This window comes from Eikenella glucosivorans (genome assembly GCF_016025525.2).
GTDB lineage: Bacteria > Pseudomonadota > Gammaproteobacteria > Burkholderiales > Neisseriaceae > Eikenella > Eikenella glucosivorans.
The window spans coordinates 130,230-154,560 of record NZ_JACSGR010000001.1; the positions used below are offsets into that span (position 1 = coordinate 130,230).

The following is a 24,331-nucleotide window of genomic DNA, read 5'->3' on the forward strand; positions in this document are numbered from 1 at the left end:
CTGCCGCCATGCTGCTTACAGCGTTTCCACCGTATGCTGGTCGTTGGTGTAGATGCAGATGCCGCCGGCGATTTCCAGCGCCTTCTTCACCACGGTATCGGGCGGCAGCTCGGTGTTTTCCACCAGCGCTTTGGCCGCGGCCTGGGCATAGGCGCCGCCGCTGCCGATGGCCGCGATGCCGCCTTCCGGCTCGAGCACGTCGCCGTTGCCGGTGATGATGAGGGTGTTGTCTTTGTCGGCCACAATCAGCATGGCTTCGAGGCGGCGCAGGGCGCGGTCGGTGCGCCATTCTTTGGCCAGTTCAATGGCGGATACGGTGAGCCGCCCCTGGTGTTTCTGCAATTTGGCTTCGAAAAGCTCGATTAGGGTGAAGGCATCGGCCGTGCCGCCGGCGAAACCGGCCAGCACGGTGTTGTTATACAGTTTGCGCACTTTGCGCGCGGTGGCCTTAATGATGGTGTTGCCCAGGCTGACCTGGCCGTCGCCGCCAATGGCGACTTCGCGGCCGCGGCGCACGGAAACGATGGTGGTGCCGTCGAATTGCTGCATGGGATTTCCTTTATGAAACGGTGAACATGAGCCGGCAGATTAGGGCGGCGGGGCGGATTTCAATTTGCCAAATCATATAAGCGGAATGCAGAGAGGCTACCTGAAAATCCGGCGGATATTTTTAGCTTCGCTGAAGCTGACGCTTTAGCTTCGCAGAAACGCACTTCGTTCGTTTTCAGGTAGCCTTTACAGGCATGGGTTAAGGCTACCTGAAAACGGAGCGGCCGAAGGAAGCGGGGTTTCTGCGGAGCCAAAACATAAGCGCCTACGCCGCTGAAAGCCAGGGCTGCCGCCTGTTCCGCCCTGCCGCCCGTTTGCGCCGCCCAAGCGTTTATAAGATAATACCGCCGCTTCCCGCAGCCGCCCGGCCCGGCGGGCTTCCCCAATCAAACTTGCTGAAAGTAAAGAGATAGCCATGTCCTTCCTCAAGCTTACCGACCAAAACGTGCGCGGCAAAACCGTGCTCATCCGCGCCGATCTGAACGTGCCGATCAAAGACGGCAAAATCGGCGACGACACCCGCATCCGCGCCTCGCTCGCCTCCGTGCGCTACTGCCTGGAAAACGGCGCCGCCGTCATCCTGATGAGCCACCTCGGCCGCCCCACCGAAGGCGAATTCAAGCCGGAAGACGACTTGGCGCCGGTGGCCGCGCATTTGGGCGGCCTGCTCGGCCTCCCCGTGCCCGTGAGCAGCGATTGGCGGGAATACCCGCCGCGCCCGCAGCCCGGCGAAGTGGTGATGCTGCAAAACGTGCGCGTGAACAAAGGCGAGAAGAAAAACAACGCCGAGCTCGGCCAAGCCTATGCCGCGCTGTGCGATATTTATGTGAACGACGCTTTCGGCACCGCGCACCGCGCCGAAGCCTCGCTGGTGGCCGTGGCCGAAGCCGCGCCCGCTGCCTGTGCCGGCATCCTGCTGGCCGCCGAGCTCGATGCGCTGGGCAAGGCCTTAAAAAACCCCGCCCGCCCGCTGGTGGCGATTGTGGCCGGCAGCAAGGTGTCCACCAAGCTCACCATCCTCAACAGCCTGGCCGATAAGGTAGACCAGCTCATCGTGGGCGGCGGCATCGCCAACACCTTCCTGCTCGCTGCCGGCCAGCCCATCGGCAACTCGCTGGCCGAAGCCGACCTGGCCGCCGAAGCGCGCGCCGTGGCCGAAAAAATGGCAGCCAAAGGCGGCACCGTGCCGCTGCCGCAAGACGTGGTGTGCGCCAAAGCCTTTGCTGCGGATGCCGCCGCCGAAACCAAGCCGGTAGCCGAGGTGGCTGCCGACGATATGATCCTCGACATCGGTCCGCAATCCGCCGCCAAGCTGGCCGCCCTGCTGCGCGAAGCCGGCACGATTGTGTGGAACGGGCCGGTGGGCGTGTTTGAGTTTGAGCGTTTCGCCGAGGGCACGCGCGTGATGGCTGAAGCCATTGCCGAGAGCCACGCCTTCTCCATCGCCGGCGGCGGCGACACGCTGGCGGCCATCGCCCAATTCGGCATCGCTGACAAAATCAGCTATATCTCCACCGGCGGCGGCGCCTTCCTAGAGTTTTTGGAGGGCAAACAGCTGCCCGGCGTGGCCGTGTTGGAAAAACGGGCGGCGGGCTGAAGCGCCAGCTGCATGATGGCTTGACATGGCCTGAGGGCATAAAGGCTACCTGAAAACCTTTTTGAAGTTTTCAGGTAGCCTTTCGTTTGCGGCTGGTTTTGGGCGAAAAGTGGGATTGGCGGGCTACGGGCCAGGTTGCGGCCGGGGCGTAGCGTTCCGCTGCCGGATTGGGCGGGCAGCCGAAGCCGGCCAATAGGAACAGATACCGTAATCGTTTCAACACACAGCCGCCCGAAGGCGGCTGGCTCCCGACGGCGGAAAATAGATAAGGCTACCTGAAAAAGCGGTTTCAACTTTTCAGGTAGCCTGTGTGCCGATTGGCTTCAACTTAAGTTAGTCTTTGTCTGTAGGCCGTTTGTGCGATTGATCCACCGCTGCGGTAAACAGCACGTCGGTGGAGGAATTGAGCGCGGTTTCGGCCGAATCCTGAATCACGCCGATGATGAAGCCCACGCCCACCACCTGCATGGCGATGTCGTTGGAAATATTAAACAGGCTGCACGCCATCGGAATCAGCAGCAGCGAACCGCCGGCCACGCCGGAAGCCCCGCAGGCACCCACCGAGGCAATCACGCTCAAGAGCAGCGCCGTCCAAAAATCCACCGGAATGCCCAGCGTGTGCACTGCCGCCATGGTCAGCACCGTGATGGTGATGGCCGCGCCGGCCATGTTGATGGTGGCGCCCAGCGGGATGGACACGGAATAGGTGTCTTCATGCAGGCCGAGCTTCTTCGCCAAAGCCATGTTGACCGGGATATTGGCGGCGGAAGAGCGGGTGAAGAAGGCGGTCACGCCGCTTTCGCGCAGGCAGGTGAACACCAGCGGGAAAGGATTGCGGCGGGTTTGCGTGAACACGATGATGGGGTTCACCACCAGCGCCACAAACAGCATCGAGCCCAGCAGCACGGCCAAGAGGTGCAGGTAGAACTCCAGCTTGTCGAAGCCTTCCTTGATGATGGTGACCAGCACCAGGCCGAAAATGCCCGCCGGCGCAAAGCGGATCACCCAACGCACCACTTGCGAGAGCGCCTGCGCCACATCGTTTACCAATTCGCGCGTGCGCTCGCCGGCGTGGCGGAAGGCCGTGCCCAACACCAGCGCCCAAGCCAGGATGCCGATGTAGTTGGCATTGGCCAGCGCCTGCACCGGGTTGGACACCAGGTTCATCAGCAGGTGGCGCATCACTTCGCCGATGCTGGTTGGCGCTTCGTTGCTGGCCGCTTCCACGCCGCTGAGCAGAAGCTGCGAGGGGAACATAAAGCTGGCGCTCACCGCCACCAGCGCGGCGGCGAAGGTGCCGATCAAATACAGAATCAGGATCGGGCGGATATTGGTGGGGTTGCCGCTGCGGTGCTGCGAAATGGCCGCCGTCACCAGCGAGAACACCAAAATCGGCGCCACGGCTTTGAGTGCGCCCACAAACAGGCTGCCCAAAATCCCGCCCAGTTCCACCACCGGGCCGGCCGCCGCCGTGTTGCGCACCACTGCCGCCACCAAAATACCGAGCACCATGCCGATGACAATCTGCGTAACCAGCCCCAGGCGCATGAGCGCGGCCATTGGCCCGCTTTTTGCATTATTCTCTTGCATAACAAATCCTTAAACGTCGTGTTGTGTGATTGCTTCAAAAAGAAAGGCAGCCAGTCTAACAGAAACAAACGTATTGGCACAAATATTTACTTAGCCTTTGCCAAACAGCCGTTTATTGCGCCCGGCAGGCTACCTGAAATCCTGAGGGGAGGATATTGCCGCGCACGATTATTTTTCAGGTAGCCTCTTGCGCGGCGGCCTGATTGGTTTGGCTGCCGTGTGGAACGCCGAGTTTCTGCACCCGCCTCGTTTTAAAGGCCTTGCCGTTTGCGTGGCGGCAGTGCAAAAACCCAGCCTTAACTTTGCTAAGGCAGCGCTTTCAGGTAGCCTGCCGGCATTTCAAAAGCTAGGGCAAAAATGCTAATATGACCGCCGTTTGCCGCCGGCGCACCGTTTCCCCGATGATTGCCCCATGAAGAAAAGCCTGCTCCCCCTCGCGCTCACCTCCGCCCTGCTGCTGAGCCTGCCCGCCGCTGCCGAAGGCACGGCGGGCGAAGCCGCCGCTGCCAAACCGGATGAGGCCGCCGCCGCGAAAACGGCGCAGGCAGGCAGCAACGACGAGCCGGAAAAGCTCCCCTTCCCCATCATCATCGACGCCCCAGCCGACCTGGCCGCCCTGCTGCGCGAACACCTCTCCCTCATCAACCGCCAAACCGAGCCCGACGCCGATGTAGATAAAGAACAAATGCAGTTTCTGGCCGAAGAAGCGCCCGATGAAATCAAACAGATTGTGCGCTCGCAGGGCTATTTCCGCGCCGATATTCAGGTAGCCCCCGCCGGCAGCGGCTGGCGCGTTACGGTCAAACCCGGGCCGCGTACGCATGTGAGCGACGTGGGCGTGGCCATCGTGGGCAAGGTGCTGGAAGACGGCGAACTGGGCAGCTACTACAAACGCGCCATGGCCAACTGGGCGCTGCCCATCGGCAACCCATTCGTGAACAGCGAATGGAGCAGCAGCAAAGACGCCGTGCTCTCCGCCGTGCGCCGCTACAAATACCCGCTCGCCACCCTCACCGACAGCAGCGCCACCATCAACCCGCAAACCAGCCAGGCCGTGCTTGCCGTGAACGTGGACAGCAAACAGCCGGTGTATTTCGGCGACATCCAGGTGAGCGGCACCGAGCGCTATCCCGCCTCGGTGGTTACCGGTATGGCGCAGTTCCAGCCCGGCGACCCCTATGACTTCGACAAAATCCTCGATTACCAGCAGGCCTTGGAGCAAGACAGCCACTACAGCCGCGCCCAAGTGGAGGCCGATTTTGCCAAAATGGTGAACGACCGCGTGCCGCTTTTGGTGTCCGTGAGCGAAGTGCCGCGCCAGAAGTTCGACATCGGCCTGCGCTACGATTCGGAAGACGGCCCCGGCATCCGGTTGGGCTACGAGCATTACAACGTGGCCAACAAAGGCTACGTGTTTGCCGGCGCGGTAGACGTGAGCCGCTATGAAAAAAGTGCCAGCGTGGGCTTGAGCCAGCCGCGCAACCGCAACGGCTGGTATTGGACCGGCAGCCTGGCCTACGACAGCTCCACCACGCAGAAGCTGGTGAAAGACACCATCCAGTCCGGCATTTGGCGCGTGCGCGACCGCGACGGCATCGAAGCGCGCTTCGGGCTGGAATACATCACCGAATCGCGCCACATCGTGGACGGCCCCGATTTCGGCCGCAGCAACGCGCTGATGCTCACCGCCGCCTGGCGCCGCCAAAACATCGAAACCCTACTGCGCCCGGCCAACGGCTACTATCTGGAAGGCAAAGTGGGCGCCACCCTTGGCACGCTTGGCTCCTCCACCTCCGTGCAGCGCGTACACGGCCGCGTGGGCTACTATTTCACCCCCGAAGAACACAAAAACATCGGCACCTTCATCGTGCGCGGCGAGCTGGGCTACACCCGCTCCGAACAGGACATGGACGTGCCTTCCGTGTTGCTGTTCCGCAGCGGCGGCGCCAACAGCGTGCGCGGCTACGAGCAAGACAGCATCGGCCTGCCCGGCCCCAACGGCTCGGTGCTGCCCAACCGCACCCTGGCCGTGGCCAGCTTCGAGTATCAAAAGCCGATCAGCAAAAACTTCTCGCTGGCGCTGTTTCACGACATGGGCTCGGTGAGCCATAATTTCGCCGACATCAATTGGCGGCACGGCAGCGGCGTCGGCCTGCGCTGGTTCAGCCCCATCGCCCCCTTCTCCTTCGACTTCGCCTACGGCCATCACGACCGCAAACTGCGCTGGCACATCAGCCTGGGAACCCGCTTCTAAATGAACGACACCGCCCTCCCCATCGATTCCGACCAACTGCCGCCCAATATCGATGCCGACACCGATGCCGCAGGCGGCAGCGCCCCGCCGCCCAAACGCCGCCGTTGGCTGCGCTGGCTGCTGGCCACCCTCTTGCTGCTGCTCACACTTTTGGTGCTTGCCGTACTGTGGCTGGCCGGCACCGAATCCGGCCTGCGCTTCGGCGTGACGCAAATCCCTTCCTGGTTCGGCGTGGACATCAGCGTGAAAGAATTGCGCGGCACGCTGTGGCGCGGCTTCAATGGCCGGGAAATTCAGGTAGCCACCGAAGGCGCGGATGTGGACATCAGCAGCATCAGCCTGCAATGGCAGCCCAAAGAATTGTGGCAGCGCCGATTGCATGTAAACCGATTGGCCGCCGGCGACATCCGCATCATCAGCAAGCCCACCCCGCCCAAAGAAGACCGCCCGCCGATGAGGCTACCTGAAAGCGTGGATCTGCCGCTGGCCGTGCGGCTCGACAGCCTGGAAGTGGGGCGCATCAGCCTCGGCCAAAAAGGCGATGCCGTGGTGGAATCCGCCTCGCTGGGTTATGAGTTCGACCATCAAAGCCACCGGCTGAAGCTCGCCTCCTTGCGCGTGCCGTGGCACGAATTCCAAGGCAGCCTCAGCCTCGACACCGCCTCCCCCTTCAAGCTCGGCGGCCAAATCCTCGGCAGCGGCGAGCTCGACGGCATTCCCGCCGAAAGCGCCTTCGCCGTCAACGGCAGCCTGCAGGAGCCCGATCTGCAAGCCCAGCTCGACAGCGGCGAAACCCATTTCGGCCTCACCGGCCAGCTGCGCCCCTTCGAGCCGCTGCTCAACCGCAAAATCGTGCAGCTGAACATCGAAGGCCGGCAAATCAACCCTGCGCTGTTTGAAGCCTCCCTGCCTGCCGCCGATTTGGTGTTCAACCTCGCGCTCAACCCCGCCGAGCAGGCCGACGCCCTTGCCGGCCTGCTCGAGCTGCGCAACCAGGCGCCCGCCCCCATCAACGCCAACGGCATCCCCGTGGCCGCGCTCAAAGGCAAACTGAACGTGGACACCGCCGGCAAGCTGCACCTCGACCACATCGATGCCGACCTGGCCGCCGGCGGCCGCCTCACCTTCAACGGCAACATCGACAGCGCCACGCAAAACATGGCCGTCGATGCCGCCGTGCAGCAGTTCAAGCTGCAAGACATCCTCAAACAGCAGCTCGCCCTTGCGCTAGACGGCAACATCAAACTTTCAGGTAGCCTCGGCAGCCCGCAGGCCGATTGGCAGCTCAAAGCCGGCCAAACCGACACCAGCGGCACCTTCCGGCTGCTCACCGACAAAACCAACCGCCAGCGCACCCTCTCCCTGGAGCAAGTCAGCATCCGCCCGGCCAACGGCGGTGAGCTCAAAGGCGAAGCCGCGCTCGAGCTGTTCCAAGAGCGCAAACTGGCTGCCCGCATCGACACCCAGCGCTTCAACCCCGCCGCCGTGCTGGCCGACCTGCCGCAAGGCAGCGTCAACGGCAGCGTCAAGCTCGACGGCACCCTGGCCGACAGCCCCAGCCTCCAGCTCCTGCTCGATTGGCAACAAAGCCAGCTCTCCGGCGCCCCCCTCTCCGGCAAGGCCGACCTGCGCTATGAGCAGGCGCACCTGCCCAAAGCCGACATCAACCTCCTGCTCGGCCGCAACCGCATCCGCGCCGACGGCAGCTTCGGCAAAGCCGGCGACCGCCTCAACCTCGACATCGACGCCCCCAACCTCAACCTCTTCGGCTTCGGCCTCACCGGCTACCTGAAAGCCCAAGGCTTCCTCGCCGGCGAACCCGCCAAGCTCAGCGCCGATCTGCGCGGCCACGCCGACAGCCTCGCCGTGCAAAACGCCGTGCGCATCGCCCGCCTCGATTTCGACCTCAAAGGCTCGCCCGACCTCAACCAGCCGCTCCACATCAAGCTCGACGGCCGGCAAATCCGCATCGGCAGCACCCAAATCGACAACCTCAACCTCAATGCCGACGGCAGCGGCAAAAGCCACAGCATCAACGGCAGCAGCAGCCTCAGCCTCAGCGGCAAACCCTTCCGCCTCAACCTTGCCGCCAACGGCGGGCTCAACAGCGAGCAGCAGTGGAACGGCCGCATCGGCCAGCTCGACATCGGCGGCGCCTTCAACCTCAAGCTGCTCAGCCCCATCCAGCTCGAAGCCGGCGCCAAACGCGTGCGCCTCGACAACGCCCGCTGGGCCGCCATGGGCGGCAGCCTCAACCTGCAAAACTTCGTGTGGGAAAAGCAAACCGGCATCAGCAGCAAAGGCAGCGCCGACCGATTGCACCTGCAAGAGCTCGACAACCTGCTCGGCCTCGCCCGAAACGACAAAACCGTGCAGTTCCCCCTCGTGATCGGCGGCGATTGGGACTTGCGCTACAGCCGCGACGCCCAAGGCTACCTGAAACTTTCCCAGCAATCCGGCGACATCGTCATCCCCTACCGCCAGCAGTCGCTCGGCCTCGCCAACCTCGTGCTCGACACCCGCTTCCACAGCGGCCGCATCGACAACCGCCTCACCGGCAAAACCCGCTACGGCACGCTCGACGCCTCCGTGGCCGTGAGCCAGCAGTTTGGCAACGCCATCAGCCAAGCCCCGATCAGCGGCTACCTGAAACTCAGCATCCCCGACCTCGACGCCATCCGCAACCTCCTGCCCGGCGGCATGAGCGCCAAAGGCGAGCTGGCGGTAGATACCACCGTGTCCGGCAGCGTGGGCGAGCCCCGCCTCAACGGCACCGCCACCGGCAAAAACCTCTACTACCGCGACCGCAACACCGGCGTGATTCTGGATAACGGCAGCCTTGCCTCCCGCTTCCAAGGCCGCGACTGGCTGGTGGATTCGCTCAAATTCACCCGCAAAGAAGGCAACGTCGAGCTCAAAGGCCGCGTGAACCTCACCGGCACCACGCCCGACGTGGACGTCACCGCCCAATTCGCCCGCTACCCCATCCTCGACACCCCCAACCGCAAGCTCACCCTCAGCGGCAGCAGCCGCCTGCTCTACAACCCCGGGCGCGGCATGGCGCTCACCGGCGAGCTCAAAGTGGACAACGGCCACTTCGGCTTCCAAAAATCCAGCATGCCCGGGCTCGACGACGACGTGGTGGTGCTCGGCGAAGAAAAACCCGCCCAAACCGGCGCCACCACCCCGGTGGAAATGGACCTCGCCCTCGACCTGAACGACAGCTTCCGCTTCAGCGGCCAAGGGCTCGACGTGTTGCTCGGCGGCAAGCTGCACCTTTCCGCCCGCCCCAAAGAAAACGTGCGCGCCGTGGGCACGGTAAACATCGTGCGCGGCCAATACAAAGCCTACGGCCAAGACCTCGTGATCGACAAAGGCCAGATTTCCTTCGTGGGCCCCCTCGCCTCGCCCAACCTCAACCTGCGCGCCACCCGCAAATATTCCCCCGTGGGCGCCGGCGTGGAAGTGCTCGGCAGCTTGGATAATCCGCGCGTGAGCCTGGTGGCCAGCGAGCCGATGAGCGACAAAGACAAGCTCTCCTGGCTCATCCTCGGCCGCGCCAGCAGCGGCAACGAAAGCGACGAAGCCGCCGTGGCCGCCGCCGCCGGCGCCTTCCTGGCCGGCAACATCAACGACAGAATCGGCCTCCTCGACGACTTCGGTATGACCACCCGCCGCACCCGCAACACCCAAACCGGCGAGCTCAACCCCGCCGAGCAGGTCATCACCTTCGGCAAGCGCATCACCAACGAGCTCTACCTGGGCTACGAATACAGCATCACCAGCGCCAACCAGGCCGTGAAGCTGATTTGGCAGATCAACAGCACCCTGCAGGCCATCAGCCGCGTGGGCACCGATTCCGTGAGCGGAGAAGTGCGCTACAGCATCCGCTTCGATTAGCCGGCCGTTCGGCCAGGCCGCCGCAAGGTATCGGCTTGGATAAAGTTTCAGGTAGCCTTTGCCCATGCGCGGAAGGCTACCTGAAATCATTTTCCGCAGCCCGGGCATGAATGCCCGACAGCCCCACCGCGCCCCTTCACCCCGCCCGATTTTTCAGGTAGCCTCTCCGCCATCCAAAGGCTACCTGAAAAATCATTCCCCCATGCTCCCCGCTTTCTACCGCCTGCTCACCCGCCTCCTCGGCCGCCCGCTCGCCCGCCACCTGCTCGCCAAACGCAGCCGCCGCTCCCCCGCCTACCTGCTGCACCAGGGCGAGCGCTTCGGCGAGCCGGTGGATAAACCCGTGCAACACGCCATTTGGGTGCACGCCGTATCCGTGGGCGAAACCCGCGCCGCCGTGCCGCTGGTGCAGGCCTTGCGCCGCCGCTTTCCCGACGCCCCGCTGCTGCTCACGCAAATGACGCCCACCGGCCGCGCCGCCGCCGAAAGCCTGTTTCCCGAAGCCCAATGCCGCTACCTGCCCTACGACCACCCCGCTTGGACAGCCGCCTTCCTCGCCCAGCATCAGCCGCGCTTCGGCATCATCATGGAAACCGAAATCTGGCCGAACCTGCTGGCCGAATGCCGCCGCGCCCGCCTGCCCGTGTTCCTCGCCAACGCCCGCCTCTCCGAGCAATCCGCACAGGGCTACCGCCGCTGGCCCTCCCTGTTTGCCCCCGCCCTGCGCAGCTTCCGCCGCGTGCTCGCCCAAACCGAAGCCGACGCCGAACGCCTGCGCGGCATCGGCGCGGCAAACGTGCTGGTGTGCGGCAACACCAAATACGACATCGTCCCGCCCGAAGCCATGCGCCACCTGGCCGCCGAATTTAAGCAGCGCATCGGCAGCCGCCCTGTGGTGGTGTGCGCCAGCACCCGCTTCCACAACCAGCAAGACGAAGCCCTGCTGCTGCTGCAAGAATGGCGGCAGTATCAGGGCGAGGCGCTTTTGGTGATCGTGCCGCGCCATCCCGAGCGCTTCGACGCCGTGGCCGAAGCCGCCGCCGCGCTCGGCCTGCGCACGCAGCGGCGCAGCGACGGGCAGCCGGTGCGCCCCGGCACGCAGGTGTGGCTGGGCGACAGCATGGGCGAACTCTTTGCCTACTACCTGGCCGCCGATATGGCCTTCGTGGGCGGCAGCCTGGTGGACACCGGCTGCCAAAACATCATCGAGCCGATTGCCTGCGGCAAGCCCGTCCTGTTCGGCTATTCCACCTACAATTTCGCCGCCGCCTGCGCGGGCGCATTGGCCGCCGGCGCCGCGCTGCAGGTGGCCACGCCCGCCGAATGGTATGCCGCCGTGCAACACTGGCTGGCGCACCCCGCCAAACGCGAGTGCTTCTCCGCCCAAGCCGCCGGCTTTATCCAAGCCCACCAAGGCGCCAGCGAGCGGATTGCCGAAGCCGTGTGCGCGGCTTTGGCAGAGACTGCCGAAGAGGCTACCTGAAATTTTCAGGTAGCCTTCCCCCGTTTCTCTTGTTCCCCCAAAGAAAGGATTTGCCATGACCATCCGCCATCACCTCCCCGCCGCGCGCTATTCCGAAGCCGTGGTGGCCAACGGCTTTGTTTTCCTCTCCGGCCAAGTGCCGGGCAACCCGGAAGCCGGCATCGAGGCGCAAACTGCCGACGTGCTGGCGCAAATCGACCGCATCCTGGCCGACTGCGGCTCGGATAAGGCGCACATCTGCGAGGCCGTGATCTACCTGCCCGATATGGCCGACTACGCGGGCATGAACCGCGCCTGGGATGCCTGGGTGGCGTCCGGCAAAGCCCCCGCTCGCGCCTGCGTGCAGGCTGTGCTGGCCGATGCGGGCTGGAAGGTGGAAATCAAGCTGACGGCGGTGGTGAAGTAGGCGCATTGCCACGGCGCATAAATCAAAAGGCTACCTGAAAACCCAAAATACGGTTTCAGGTAGCTTTTTGTGTGTGATGGGCGGGTGCGGCGGGCTTAGGCCGCACCGTTTGCCTGCTGGCTCAACACTTCTTCCGCCAGCGGCAGGCCGGCGGCGGCGAGGCGCGGCCAGTCGAAGAAGTGGCCGGGGTCGCTTTTGCGGCCGGGGGCGATGTGCTGGTGGCCGGTGATGGCGGCGATGGGGTAGTTTGCCGTCATGCTGTGCAGCAGGGGGATGAGGGCTTGGTATTGGGCTTCGGCGAAGGGCTCGAAGTCGCAGCCTTCCAGCTCGATGCCGAGGGAGAAGGCGTTGCAGCCGCTGCGGCCTCGGTAGCTCGACACGCCGGCGTGGTGCGCGGCGTCGTGGCCGGACACAAACTGCACCACGCGCCCGCCGCGCTCGATCAGGAAATGGCTGGACACGCGCAAATCCACCAGTTGCGGGAAGAAGGGGTGCGCCTGCGGGTTGATGCGGTTGGCGAACAGGTCGCGGATGGCGCCGCTGCCGTATTCGAAGGGCGGCAGGGAGATGTTGTGCAGCACCACCAGCGAAACGGATTCGCCGGCGGGGCGGGGGGAGAAATTGGGCGAGGGGCAATGCTCGGCGCCTTGCCACCAGCCTTGCTGCCAGTTTGGGTGCATGGTGTGGGGGAATCGAGTTGGGATGTGGGATTATAGCGCCAAAGGGAGAAGGGCTACCTGAAAGCGTGGTTTTAACGCAATTAAAAAGTCGGCAGCAAAACTCTTGCGGGAAGTGGCGTAATGACAAATTTCAGGTAGCCTTTTGCCATTCCTACCCTGTTCGCCCTTGCGCCTTATGCCGGCGCGGGCACTTCCTTTTTTTGCTTCGCCAAAGATAAGGAGGCAAAGAAAGGCGACTGCGGGCACAGGTTTGGCTTCGCCAAACTTCCCTCACTCCGCACGGTTTTCGGGCGGGCCCGAACTTGCGGCTGCGCCGCTTCGGACAGGGCGTGCCCTTGTTTCCCGAAAAACCGTGCTTTGTTCGGCTGCGCCAGCAGAGAGGATGCAGCCGCAACTGTTTGCACCAAATGTTCTGTGTTTGGTCTTAGGAGAAGGTGCCATTTTTAACTGCGTTGAAGCTATGCTTTCAGGTAGCCTCTTTCCTGCCCGAAGCACGCCGCCATGCGGCTGGGCGCAATTTTCGGTATCATTCGGTTTTCCCCGTTTTTAGGAAAATTTATGTTCCGTTCCTTGCTTGTGGCCGCCGCGCTGGCGGCCTGTGTGTTGCCGGCAGCGGCGCAAACGCAGTCGCGCGTGCTGGCCAACGGTATGAAGGTGATTGTGCGCGAAGACCACCGTGCGCCGGTGGTGGTTACGCAGCTTTGGTTTAAGGTGGGCAGCGCAGACGAGCACACGGGCAAAACCGGCCTGAGCCATGCGCTGGAGCACATGATGTTTAAAGGCACGCCCACCGTGCCGGCCGGCGAATTCAGCCGCCGCATTTCCGCGCTGGGCGGCAACGACAACGCCTTCACCTCGCGCAACGAAACCGTGTACCACCAAGAATTTGCCGCCGCCAACCTGCCGCAGGTGCTGGAATTGGAGGCCGACCGCATGGTGAACCTCAATTTCAGCGATGCCGATTTCGAAAACGAAATGAAGGTGATCCGCGAAGAGCGCCGCCTCACTACGGATAACGACCCCGGCGGCAAAATGTGGGAGCAGATCAACCTCGCCGCCTTCTCTAAGCCGGAAAACCGCGCGCCGGTGATCGGTTTTGCGCCGGATCTGGATGTGCTCAAGCCGGAAGATTTGCGCGCTTGGTACCGCGCCTGGTATGCGCCGCACAATGCCACGCTGGTGATTGTGGGCGACGTGAAGGCGGGCGAAGTGTTGGATCATGTGGACAAGCTGTTCGGCAACCTGCCCGACCATCCGCTGCCCGCGCGCAATGATTTAAACGAGCCACCGGCCGCTGCCCACAGCTCCGCCCGCGCCACCGCGCCGGTGAGCTCGCCGGTGATGGGGCTGGCCATCAAAGTGCCCGCCCTGCGCCAGGTGGACGACAAGCTGCCCTACGCGCTGAATATGCTGGCCAACGTGCTGGATGGCGGCCTCTCCGCCCGCATCGAGCGCAATCTGGTGCGCGGCAGCAAAATCGCCACGGAAGCTTCTTTAAGCTACGACATGCTCACCCGTGCGCCGGATGTGCTGCTGTTTAGTGGCACGCCCGCGCCCAATGTGAAGCCGGAGCAGCTCACGGCGGCGTTTTTGGGCGAAGTGCGCAAGGTGGCCGAGCAGGGCGTGGGCGAAGACGAATTGGCGCGCGTGCGCAACCGCATTTTGGCCGCGCGCGAGTTTGCCAAAGATTCGATGGAAACCCAGGCTTCCACCCTCGGCTCGCTGGAGTCGGCCGGCTTCTCTTATGAAGACGAAGAGGAAATCCGCCGCCGCCGCTTGGAAGTGAGCGCCGAAGAAGTGCGCGAGGCCGCGCGCTGGCTCTTGGCGCAGAAGCACGCCACCGTGGTGCTGTATCCCGAGGCCAAGTAGGCGGCAAAGGCTACCTGAAAAAGTGTGGAAGCCAAAACCCTGCCGCCATTTCAGATGCACGCCTGCCCACCGAATATTTTCAGGTAGCCTTCCCGCCTCAGGCAGAGGCTACCTGAAAACCTGTTTCCCCTTTTAGGAGTAACCCATGAAACCCTTTTTCCGCATCCTGCTGCTGGCCTGCCTGCTGCCCGCCGCGGCACTGGCCGAGGATATCCCCATCCAGCGCTGGCAAACCGCCGACGGCACCAAAGTGCTGCTGGTGGAGCGGCATGAAAACCCGATTGTCGATATCGACGTGGCCTTCGACGCCGGCAACAGCCGCGACAGCGCCAATAAAATCGGCGTGGCCGATTTTGCCGCCGGCCTGATGGATACCGGCACCCAAAACCTCAACGAAGAAGCCCTGCTGGGCCGCGTGGCCGACCTCGCCGTGAGCCTTTCCAGCTACGGCGGCACCGACAGCTCCGGCGTGCGCCTGCGCAGCCTTGCCAAGGGCGACATCCTCAACCCCGCGCTCGACCTGATGCGCGACGTGCTGGCCGAGCCGCGTTTCGACCCCGCCGTGCTCAAACGCGAGCAAGACCGCGCCGTGGAAAACCTCAAGCAAAACCGCACCCAGCCCGCCTTCGTCGCCTCCATCGCCAACACGCGGCAAACCTATCCGAGCCACCCCTACGGCTACCCCGCCCGCACCAGCGAGCAGAGCATCCGCCGCATCACTCCCGCCGACCTGCATCGCTTCCACCGCCAATACTTCACCCGCCGCAACGCCGTGGTGGCGATTGTGGGCGACGTGAGCCGCAGCCAGGCCGAAGAAATCGTGGGCAGGCTCACCGGCGGCCTGCCGCCGGGCGAACGCCCCGCCCCGCTGCCCGCCGCCGGCAACCCCGCCGCCGCGCCCACCCGCACCCTGCCCCATTCCGGCAGCCAGGCGCACATCGTGCTCGGCATGCCGCTGATCAGCCGCAACGACCCCGATTTCTACGCCCTCACCGTGGGCAACTACATCCTCGGCGGCGGCGGCTTCGACAGCCGGCTGATGAAAGTGCTGCGCGACCAGCACGGCTATACCTACGGCGCCTCATCCCGCCTCAATCCGCTGCGTGCCAACGGCCCTTTCACCCTCTCCTTCGCCACCGAGAAAAACAACGCCCGCGCCGCCCTGGCCGCCACACAGCAGGTGTTGCGCGACTTCGCCGCCCACGGCCCCACCGAAGCCGAAATGGCGCAGGCCAAAGCCAACCTGGTGGGCAGCTTTCCGCTGCGCTTCGACACCAACGCCGAGCTGGCCGGCTACCTGAAAATCATCGGCCTCTACGACCTGCCCAGCGATTATTTGAGCCAATACCCCGCCGCCATCTCGCGCCTGAGCGCGCAAGACGTGAAAGCCGCCTGGCAGCGCCGCGTGCACGGCCTGCACAGCGTGGTGGTGGGCATGCCCTCCGCCGGCAAACCCGCTGCCGCGCCGCGCCGCACCCACGGCAGAAGGCGTTAGGCCGCGGCCTGCTCGGTAATGGCAACGGCAGGCCCGTTGCCGGCCAAAAAGGCTACCTGAAAAAGTTTCGCTTCGCAGAAACCTCGTTGAAGCGAAACTTTTTCAGGTAGCCTTTTATTGGTTTCAGAAGCAACCGGCAGCCTTTATCCTGCCGATCCGGTTTCGTCGCCTTCCTCGTTGCGCTGCGGGTCGAGCTCGCGGGCGGCGGTGCGCAGCCAAAACCACGACAAATCATAATGCTGCTGCAAGGCGTTCCACAGGGCGTCTTCGCTCATGATGCTGTATTCGCCCTCGGTGCGCAGCGACACTTCCAAGCCTTCTTCCATGGCCTGATGGATTTCGGCGTATTCGTTTTCGTAGAAATCGGCCAGCTCGTGCAGAACCTGCATGGCCTGCCGCCATTGCGCCTGGGCGGCTTCCAGCTCGGGCACCAGGCGCTGCCATTCGCGGTAGCGGGCTTGGATGTGGTTGATGCGTTGTTGGGCGGTTTGGGGCATGATGTTCTCCGGATGGTGAAAGGGCTATCTGAAAACGTAGTTTCAACGAAGTTGAAAAGAGCAGGCGGGTTTCGCCAAAGCGGCGTTTCGGCGTGGTTAAGATTGGGTTTTGCGAAGCGGGAAATATTGCGGCCAAAGGCTGGGCTACATGCCGAATTCGCGCAGGAAGCGCACGTCGTCTGCCCAGCCGGATTTCACTTTCACCCACACTTTGAGGAACACTTTGGTGCCGAACAGCTTTTCCATATCCAGCCGCGCTTCGGTGGAGATTTTTTTCAGCTTTTCGCCGCCTTTGCCGATGATGATGGCTTTCTGGCCGTCTTTGTCCACCAGCACGGCGATGTAGATGCGGTAGAGCCCGTCTTCCTCTTCAAACTGCTCCACCGACACGTTCACGGCATAGGGCAGCTCTTCGCCGAGATTGCGGAACAGCTTTTCGCGCACGATTTCGGCGGCGAGAAAGCGGCCGGAGCGGTCGGTGACCGCGTCTTCGGGGTAGAGCGGCGGGCCGGGCGGCAGGAAGGGGCGCAGCTGGGCGAGCAGTTCGCCGATGCGCAGGCCGTGTTTGGCGCTCACGGCTTCCACGCCGGCAAAATCAAATTCTCGGCGCACGGTTTCGATGAATCCGTCCAGCTCGGCCTTGCTTTTGGCGCGGTCGATTTTGTTCACCACCAGCACCACCGGCCGGCTTTTCGGCAGCAGGCGCAGCACCTGGCGGTCGGCCTCGCTAAAACGCATGGCTTCCACCACGAAGGCTACGGCATCCACGCCGCCGATGGCTTCGGTTACGTTTTGGTTGAGGCGGTCGTTGAGCGCGTTGCGGTGGCTGGTTTGGAAGCCGGGGGTGTCCACAAAGATGAATTGGGCGCGCTCGTCGGTGTAAACGCCGGTGATTTTGTGGCGCGTGGTTTGGGCTTTTTTGCTGGTGATGCTGATTTTCTGGCCGATGAGGTGGTTCATCAGCGTGGATTTGCCCACGTTCGGCCGCCCAACGATGGCCACGAAGCCGCAGCGGAAATCGGAATTGGGGTTGGGATTGTTTGAATTCATTTGTGTTTCCTGCTGGATGGGTATGGCGGATTCGGTTTGAATCAGGGCAAGGCGGGGCAGCGCGGTTTTGGTTCAAAATGAATCCGCTATATTTTTTCAGGTAGCCTGCTTTGCTATAGAGGCTACCTGAAAAATGGCGGGCGTTATTTTTTGATGCTGACTTTGTCTTCGGGGTTGCCGAACACGATTTCGGGCAGCTTCCATTGCGCCATCAGTTTGTTGAGCGCTTTGATTTTCACCATGCGCACGGGTTTGCCGGCCAAAATCGGGGCGTTGAGGGCGAAGCGGTTTACGCCGAGCAGGAAGTTGATGCATTCCTGCACCAGCATTTCGTTGCCTTCGAAGCGGATTTCGGTGGCGCTGGTGAGCATGCCGGTGCCTTTCACCCACACACCTTGGCCGTTCAGCTTATAGCCGTTCTGCTGCACCCATTCCTGCCATTCTGGCGACTGCTCGGCGCCTTCCGGCACGTGGATGCGTAGGGCGGGATAATCCTTAACGGCGTTTTTGGAGGAGAACCACAGGAAGAAGATGCCGATGCAGACGCCGAATAAGACGCTGAATATGAAAGTCATGATGAGATCCTTTTTTGGTTGAAACGGGCGCTATATATATAACATGCCGTTTTGTATCGGTAAATCCCGCCGATGAGGTTTATTTGCATTGGCGCAAACGGCGCGGCTCAGGCCTGCGGTTTGCGCGCTTTTTTCGGCTTGGCGGGCAGCGGGTGCTGCCGTTGCAGCCAATCGAGGGCTTCTTTGGCGGCGGCCTGCTCGGCGGCGCGGCGGCTGGGGGCTTGGGCGTAGGTGAGGTGGCCGAGCTCGCCCAGGTCGCAGGCGATGTCGAAGCGGGCGTCGCTGCCTTCGCCTTCTTGGTGTTCGATGCGGTATTTGGGCAGGGGCAGGTGGCGGGCTTGCAGGGCTTCCTGCAGCAGGGTTTTCGGGTCTTTGCCCTGGTTGCTCAGGTCGATATGGGCGATGCGCCGGGCAAACAGGCGGTGCACGGTGTGTTCGGCGGCGGCGAAGTCGGCATCGAAGCTGATGGCGGCGAGCAGGGCTTCCACGGCGTCGGCGAGGATGGAGGGGCGGTCGAAGCCGCCGCTTTTGAGTTCGCCTATGCCCAGATAGAGGGCGTCGCCCACGCCCATGCCGCGGGCGATTTCGGCGAGCACGTCTTGGTTGACGAGGTTGGCGCGCAGGCGGGAGAGCTCGCCTTCGCTGTAGCCGGGGAAGGCGTCGAACAGCATTTTGGCCACGCTGTAATCCAAAATGGCGTCGCCGATGAATTCGAAGCGTTCGTTGTTTTGCGCGCTGTGGCTGCGGTGGGTGAGGGCTTGTTCGAGCAGGCGGGGGTTTTGGAAGCGGTAGCCGAGCTGCCGTTGCAGGGCGGTGAGTGCCTGCTGGCGGCGCGGGTCGGGTTTGGGACTGCTTTTGCGGGGGCGGGCGGGTTTGGTCATGATGGCGGGATTATATAGTGTTTGGCGGGGCGGCGCAGGACGGGGTTGCCTGAAAAGCGGGATGCGTTTTTCAGGTAGCCTCAACCGGGGTGCGGAAGGCTACCTGAAAATAGGCAGTGTGTTTGTTGGTTTTGCAGAAACTCGGCCTTGCTTTGCAAGACATGGTTTTAGCGAAACTCACTTCGTTCGTTTTCAGGTAGCCTGTGCGGGAGGCTGCTTGAAATCTGGTTCACACGGTTTGCGAATATTTGGCGGCGGTGTTGCGGTGGCGCAGGTGGAAGTCGAACACCATGGCGATGTTGCGGATGAGGAAGCGGCCTTTGGGGGTAACGCGCAGGCCGCTGCCGTTTAGCTCGACCAGGCCTTTGGCGGCGAGCTGCGCCAGGTCGGCGAGCTCGGCGGCGAAGTATTGGGCGAAGGGCTGGCGGCATTCGGCTTCGTAGCGGGCGAAATCGAGGCCGAAGCGGCACATGAGGTCTTGGATGATGCGGCGGCGCAAGAGGTCGTCGTCGTTGAGGCTGTAGCCGCGGAAGATGGGCAGGCGGCCGGCGTCGAGGTCGGCGTAGTAGTCGTCGAGGTGGCGCTGGTTTTGGCTGTAGATGCGGCCGATTTTGCCGATGGAGGAGAGGCCGACGGCAATGAGGTCGCAGTCGGCGTGGGTGGAGTAGCCTTGGAAGTTGCGTTGCAGGCGGCCTTGGCGCAGGGCAAGGGCGAGCTCGTCTTGCGGTTTGGCGAAGTGGTCCATGCCGATGAATACGTAGCCTTCGCTATCGAGCCGTTGCACGATTTGCTGGAGCATGTCGAGCTTGGTGTTGCTGCTTGGCACGGCGTTGGTGTCGATGCGGCGCTGGGGTTTGAAGATGTGCGGCAGGTGGGCGTAGTGGTAAACCGCGAGGCGGTCGGGGCCGAGGGCGAGCACTTTGTCCAGCGTTTGCTGCATGGTGGCGGGGGTTTGGTGCGGCAGGCCGTAAATCAAATCGACGCTCACGGATTGGAAGCCGGCTTCGCGGGCGGCGTCGATCACGATGCGGGTTTCTTCTTCGCTCTGGATGCGGTTTACCGCTTGCTGCACTTGCGGATCGAAATCCTGGATGCCCACGCTCATGCGGTTGAAGCCGAGCGAGCCGAGGAACAACACGCTTTCGCGGCTCACTTTGCGCGGGTCGATTTCGATGGAGTATTCGCCTTGTGGCATCAGGGTGAAGTGGCGGCGGATGGTGTCGAACACGAAGTCGAGCTGGGCGTCGGAGAGGAAGGTGGGGGTGCCGCCGCCGAAATGGAGCTGCGCTAATTCGGGTTTGCCACTCAAAAGTTCGGCTTGCAGGGCGAATTCTTTTTTCAGGTAGCCTAGGTATTGGTCGGCGCGGCCGGTGTCTTTGGTGATGATTTTGTTGCAGCCGCAGTAGTAGCAGATGGTGTTGCAGAAGGGGATGTGGATATACAGCGAGAGCGGGCTGGCGGCGCGCTGTTGCACGGCCTGAATGTAGTCGTCGGCGGTGAAGCCGGCATGAAAGCGGTCGGCGGTGGGGTAGGAGGTGTAGCGCGGGCCGTTGGCGGGCAGGGAGGCAATAAGCTTGCGGTCGAAGAGGATTTCTTGGGCGTGTTGGGTGTTCATCGGTATGTTATTTTTGGTAATTTGGCAGTGTATGCTTTATCGGGGAAATCGGGTACAATGCCAACCGTTCGGCGGCCTGCCCGTTGCCGATTGCGCAGCAGCGGCGAGTATAAACGATAATTGCCGCAACCGGCTGAAATTTCGCCGGATGCTGACGGTAAAGATAGCGCAGCCGCCTTTAGTTGAAAGCCAGCACACACATGAAAGTATTGCATAGCGCCACCTGTTCCCGATGTGCCTTTAAGGAATTGTGCCAGCCCGCGCCCTCGATGGCGGCGGAGGTGGGTCGGATTGATGCCGTGGTCAAGCGCAGCCGCCGCCTGAAAAAAGGCGAATTTCTATTCCACACCGGCGATGAGTTCGCTTCGCTGTATGTGATCCGCACCGGTTTCCTGAAAACAGTGATCGCCAGCCAAGACGGGCGCGACCAGGTAACCGGTTTTTTCATGTCGGGCGAGCTGGTGGGCATGGACGGCATGTGCAATCAAACGCACCATTGCGACGCGGTGGCGCTGGAAGACACTGAAGTGTGCGAGCTGCCCTATCGCAATATGCAGGAATTGTGCCAGGCCGTGCCGGAACTGCAGCTGCATTTCTACCGCCTGTTCAGCGAAGAAATTGTGCGCGACCAAAACGTGATGCTGCTGTTGGGCAATATGCGCGCCGAAGAGCGGCTGGCGGCCTTCCTGCTCAACCTTTCGCAGCGCCTGAAAAAACGCGGCCTGGCGGCCAACGACTTCATCCTGCGCATGTCGCGCGAGGAAATCGGCAGCTATCTGGGGCTGAAGCTGGAAACGGTGAGCCGGACCCTGTCGAAGTTCAGCCAGGAAGGCATCATCGAAGTGGAATACAAACACATCCGCCTGCTTAAGCCCGAGCGGCTCAAACAGCTGGCATCCGGCCTGCAAACGGCAACGGCTTAAGTGAAGGCTACCTGAAAATGGGCGAAGCGAATTTTGCCAAATGATGTCTTGGCACAGCCCAAGCCAAGTTTCTGCAAAGCAGGCCGCATAGAAGAGGCTACCTGAAAAAGGTAGCCTCACTATTTTGGCCGCCTGCCGCCCTGTATAATGCCCCAAATTAGGCGGCGCAACGCCCTTCTCCCCCTTTCCAACATACCCACCATGAAAATCCTGATATTAGGCAGCGGCCAGGTCGGCACCGCCGTGGCGCAGAATCTGGTTGAAATCCCCAACCACGACGTGACCGTTATCGACAACGATCCCGACGCCCTGCGCAACATCAGCGGCAAACTCGACGTGCAGACCCTGCTCGGCAACGGTTCCTCCCCCGCCGTGATGGCCGAAGGCGGCGCCTACGACACCGACCTGCTGCTCGCCCTCACCCGCCACGACGAAACCAACCTCGCCGCCTGCAAGCTTGCCGCCAGCCTGTTCAACATCCCCAACCGCATCGCCCGCGTGCGCCTGTCCGATTATCTCGAATACACCGGCCGCGAAGGCGAAGAGGAGCCCGTGAGCCGCGGCACGCTCGATTTGTTCGACGTGAGCGAATCCATCTGCCCCGAACAGCTCGTTACCGAACGGCTGGGCGACCTGCTCTGCCACCCCAGCGCCCTGCAGGTGCTCACCTTTGCCGAAGACAAAGTGCGCATGCTGGTGGTGCGCGCGCAAAGCGGCGGGCGGCTTTTGGGCAAGCCCATCCACGCCATCCACGAGCACCTCTCCGCCGGCATCGACTGCCAAATCTGCGCCGTATACCGCAACAACAAGCTGATCATGCCCACGCCGCAAACCGTGATCCAGCAGGGCGACGAAGTGTTTGTGGCCGCCGCCACCTCGCAGGTGGCTGAGGTGCTGCGCGAACTGCGGCCGCAGCAGCAGCCCATGCGGCGCGTGATGATTGCCGGCGGCGGCCAGATCGGCTTCCGCCTCAGCCGCCAGCTCGAGCAGCATTTCGATGTGAAGATCATCGAAAACAACGAAAAACGTGCCGAATGGCTGTCGGAAAACCTCAACAGCGCGCTGGTGCTGCACGGCTCGGCGGTGGACGAGAGCCTGCTTGAAGGCGAATACATCGACGAAATCGACGTGTTTTGCGCGCTCACCAACGACGACGAAAACAACATCATGGCCGGCATGCTGGCCAAGAGCCTCGGCGCCAAGCGCGTGATCGCCATCGTGAACCGCTCCAGCTATGTGGACCTGCTGCAGGGCAACACCATCGACATAGTCGTGTCGCCGCATTTGGTCACCATCGGCTCGATTCTGGCGCACATCCGGCGCGGCGACGTGGAGGCGGTGCACCCGCTGCGCGGTGGCAGCTCGGAAGCCATCGAAATCGTGGCGCACGGCGACCGCGACACCTCCAAGCTGGTGGGGCGGCGCGTGCGCTCGGTTCGCTGGCCGAACGGCTGCCACGTGGCGGCGGTGGTGCGCGGCGAGGAAGTGTTCATGGGGCATCAAGACGTGGAGCTGGCCGACGGCGACCACATCATCCTCTTTGTGGCGCGCCGCCGCGTGGTGAGCGAGTTGGAAAAGCTGATTCAGGTGCGGATGGGCTTTTTCGGTTGAGAACGGAAGCGTTGGGAGGCTACCTGAAATTTTAGCTTCGCAGAAACTCAGCCTTGGCTGTGCCAAGACATCGGTCCACTTCGTTGAAGCTGACGCTTTCAGGTAGCCTTTCAAGCCCGGATGCGTTCCCCCTGCATGGATACCGGTATTGGAGGCTACCTGAAAAATAATCGATCGGTTTTCAGGTAGCCTGAAAGGCAGCAAAAACAGCAGCCCGCCGGGCTGCTGTTTGCTTTGGGGCGGGATTTGCCGTGCTTCAGGCTTCTTGGGAAGCAGACACCTTGGCCCAGGTTTCCAGAATCAGCTCGGGGCGGTTGCTTTGGAGCAATTTGGCGTCGGAGAGCATCTGGCGCCACAGGCGGGCGTTGGGGCGGCCGTGCAGTAGGCCGAGGTAGTGGCGCAGCATGTGGCGGATGGAGAGCCCGGGGTCGGCGGCGAGCATGCGCTGCATGTAGCGGTAGAGCGCGGGAATCAGGCGGTCGAAATCGGTTTCAGGCAGGCTTTCGTCGTAAAACAGCCTGTCCCAGGGCTGCATGAGCATGGGGTTGTGGTAGGCCTCGCGCCCGATCATCACGCCGTCTACGTGCCGCAGGTGTTCGGCGATTTCGGCGTTGGTTTTGATGCCGCCGTTGATGATGATTTCCAGCTCGGGAAAGTCTTGCTTGAGGCGGTAAACGTAGTCGTATTTGAGCGGCGGCACGTCGCGGTTTTCTTTGGGAGAAAGGCCTTCCAGCCAGGCGTTGCGGGCATGGACGATGTAGGTGCGGCAGGCGGTTTGCCCGGCGAGCGTGCCCACAAAATCGCATACGGTTTGGTAGTCGGTTTGCCGGTCGATGCCGATGCGGTGTTTGATGGTTACCGCGCAGTCGGGCGCGGCTTCCTGCATGGCGTTGAGGCAGTCGGCCACCAAGCCGACTTCGTTCATCAGGCAGGCGCCGAAGGAGCCTTTCTGCACGCGGGGGCTAGGACAGCCACAGTTGAGGTTGATTTCGTCGTAGCCGTATTGCGCGGCTTTTTTGGCGGCTCGGGCCAAATCGGCGGGGTGGCTGCCGCCCAGTTGTAGCGCCACCGGGTTTTCGCCCTCGTCTTTGCCGAGGAATCGTTCGGCATCGCCGTGGATGATGGCGCCGGCGTGGATCATTTCCGTGTAGAGCCAGGCATGGCGGCTGATTTGGCGGGCGAGGAAGCGATAATGCCTGTCCGTCCAATCCAGCATGGGGGCAACGGAAAGGCGGCGGGCGGGGAGGGATGGGTCGGTGGTGTTCAAGATAGTTGGCAGGTCTATGTTTGTTGTTTGATTTTAACATACGAAACAAGCCTAAACTTTCGTTTAGGCTTGTTTGGGCAAGCAATGCT

General features: G+C 62.5%; 18 protein-coding genes. 9 read left to right on the forward strand and 9 right to left on the reverse strand.

The window, feature by feature from the left end:
• Positions 1–15: 15 nt before the first annotated feature.
• Positions 16–549 (reverse strand): ATP-dependent protease subunit HslV, encoded by a 534-nt coding sequence (gene hslV, locus H9Q10_RS00600; protein ID WP_197902111.1) that lies wholly within the window; start codon positions 547–549, stop codon positions 16–18.
• A 415-nt stretch (positions 550–964) separates the two neighbouring features.
• Between hslV and H9Q10_RS00605 the strand changes: the two genes are divergently transcribed.
• Positions 965–2,146 carry a phosphoglycerate kinase gene (locus H9Q10_RS00605; protein ID WP_197902112.1) on the forward strand — a complete coding sequence of 394 codons (1,182 nt, stop codon included), beginning with the start codon at positions 965–967 and terminating at the stop codon, positions 2,144–2,146.
• A 333-nt stretch (positions 2,147–2,479) separates the two neighbouring features.
• Here the strand turns inward: H9Q10_RS00605 and sstT are convergent, their stop codons facing one another.
• Positions 2,480–3,736 carry a serine/threonine transporter SstT gene (gene sstT, locus H9Q10_RS00610; protein WP_238480102.1) on the reverse strand — a complete coding sequence of 419 codons (1,257 nt, stop codon included), beginning with the start codon at positions 3,734–3,736 and terminating at the stop codon, positions 2,480–2,482.
• A gap of 412 nt (positions 3,737–4,148) precedes the next feature.
• On the opposite strand from sstT, the gene H9Q10_RS00615 reads away from it, so the two are divergent.
• The 4 genes from H9Q10_RS00615 to H9Q10_RS00630 all read left to right on the forward strand — a co-directional run bounded on the left by H9Q10_RS00615 (position 4,149) and on the right by H9Q10_RS00630 (position 11,779).
• A complete protein-coding gene (locus H9Q10_RS00615; protein ID WP_197902113.1) occupies positions 4,149–5,990 on the forward strand; it encodes an autotransporter assembly complex protein TamA in 1,842 nt (613 codons plus the stop codon).
• Complete coding sequence (locus tag H9Q10_RS00620) at positions 5,991–9,890, forward strand: translocation/assembly module TamB domain-containing protein (RefSeq protein ID WP_197902114.1); 3,900 nt, start codon at positions 5,991–5,993, stop codon at positions 9,888–9,890. It begins immediately after the preceding gene.
• Between the two features lie 202 nt (positions 9,891–10,092).
• The gene (gene waaA, locus H9Q10_RS00625) at positions 10,093–11,373 is read left to right on the forward strand and encodes a lipid IV(A) 3-deoxy-D-manno-octulosonic acid transferase (protein ID WP_197902345.1); all 1,281 of its coding nucleotides are present in this window, start codon (positions 10,093–10,095) and stop codon (positions 11,371–11,373) included.
• Positions 11,374–11,428: 55 nt separating this feature from the next.
• Positions 11,429–11,779 carry a RidA family protein gene (locus tag H9Q10_RS00630; protein WP_197902115.1) on the forward strand — a complete coding sequence of 117 codons (351 nt, stop codon included), beginning with the start codon at positions 11,429–11,431 and terminating at the stop codon, positions 11,777–11,779.
• Positions 11,780–11,874: 95 nt separating this feature from the next.
• Here H9Q10_RS00630 and ampD read toward each other — a convergent pair whose 3' ends face one another.
• Positions 11,875–12,459, reverse strand: coding sequence for a 1,6-anhydro-N-acetylmuramyl-L-alanine amidase AmpD (gene ampD, locus H9Q10_RS00635; protein ID WP_197902116.1), 585 nt, complete (start codon positions 12,457–12,459; stop codon positions 11,875–11,877).
• 558 nt (positions 12,460–13,017) lie between these two features.
• On the opposite strand from ampD, the gene H9Q10_RS00640 reads away from it, so the two are divergent.
• Together H9Q10_RS00640 and H9Q10_RS00645 are read left to right on the forward strand one after the other, a co-directional pair.
• On the forward strand, positions 13,018–14,328 hold the full coding sequence (locus H9Q10_RS00640) for a M16 family metallopeptidase (protein WP_197902117.1): 1,311 nt from the start codon (positions 13,018–13,020) through the stop codon (positions 14,326–14,328).
• 145 nt (positions 14,329–14,473) lie between these two features.
• A complete protein-coding gene (locus H9Q10_RS00645; RefSeq protein ID WP_197902118.1) occupies positions 14,474–15,823 on the forward strand; it encodes a M16 family metallopeptidase in 1,350 nt (449 codons plus the stop codon).
• 143 nt (positions 15,824–15,966) lie between these two features.
• Here H9Q10_RS00645 and H9Q10_RS00650 read toward each other — a convergent pair whose 3' ends face one another.
• From H9Q10_RS00650 to hemN, 5 genes are all read right to left on the reverse strand, one after another.
• The gene (locus tag H9Q10_RS00650) at positions 15,967–16,320 is read right to left on the reverse strand and encodes a DUF4298 domain-containing protein (RefSeq protein ID WP_197902119.1); all 354 of its coding nucleotides are present in this window, start codon (positions 16,318–16,320) and stop codon (positions 15,967–15,969) included.
• Positions 16,321–16,464: 144 nt separating this feature from the next.
• The gene (gene era, locus H9Q10_RS00655; RefSeq protein ID WP_197902120.1) at positions 16,465–17,370 is read right to left on the reverse strand and encodes a GTPase Era; all 906 of its coding nucleotides are present in this window, start codon (positions 17,368–17,370) and stop codon (positions 16,465–16,467) included.
• Positions 17,371–17,513: 143 nt separating this feature from the next.
• Entirely contained in the window at positions 17,514–17,945 is a 432-nt protein-coding gene (locus tag H9Q10_RS00660) for a hypothetical protein (RefSeq protein WP_197902121.1), read from the reverse strand.
• Positions 17,946–18,052: 107 nt separating this feature from the next.
• Positions 18,053–18,826, reverse strand: coding sequence for a ribonuclease III (gene rnc, locus H9Q10_RS00665; protein ID WP_197902122.1), 774 nt, complete (start codon positions 18,824–18,826; stop codon positions 18,053–18,055).
• Between the two features lie 229 nt (positions 18,827–19,055).
• A complete protein-coding gene (gene hemN / locus H9Q10_RS00670; RefSeq protein ID WP_197902123.1) occupies positions 19,056–20,441 on the reverse strand; it encodes an oxygen-independent coproporphyrinogen III oxidase in 1,386 nt (461 codons plus the stop codon).
• A 200-nt stretch (positions 20,442–20,641) separates the two neighbouring features.
• Between hemN and fnr the strand changes: the two genes are divergently transcribed.
• Positions 20,642–21,364: a fumarate/nitrate reduction transcriptional regulator Fnr gene (gene fnr / locus H9Q10_RS00675; RefSeq protein WP_197902124.1), complete on the forward strand. Its 723-nt coding sequence runs from the start codon at positions 20,642–20,644 to the stop codon at positions 21,362–21,364.
• A gap of 201 nt (positions 21,365–21,565) precedes the next feature.
• Positions 21,566–22,975, forward strand: coding sequence for a Trk system potassium transporter TrkA (gene trkA / locus H9Q10_RS00680; protein WP_197902125.1), 1,410 nt, complete (start codon positions 21,566–21,568; stop codon positions 22,973–22,975).
• A 256-nt stretch (positions 22,976–23,231) separates the two neighbouring features.
• Here trkA and dusA read toward each other — a convergent pair whose 3' ends face one another.
• Positions 23,232–24,242, reverse strand: a complete 1,011-nt coding sequence (gene dusA / locus H9Q10_RS00685) for a tRNA dihydrouridine(20/20a) synthase DusA (RefSeq protein WP_274381483.1) — start codon at positions 24,240–24,242, stop codon at positions 23,232–23,234.
• Between the last annotated feature and the right edge of the window lie 89 nt (positions 24,243–24,331).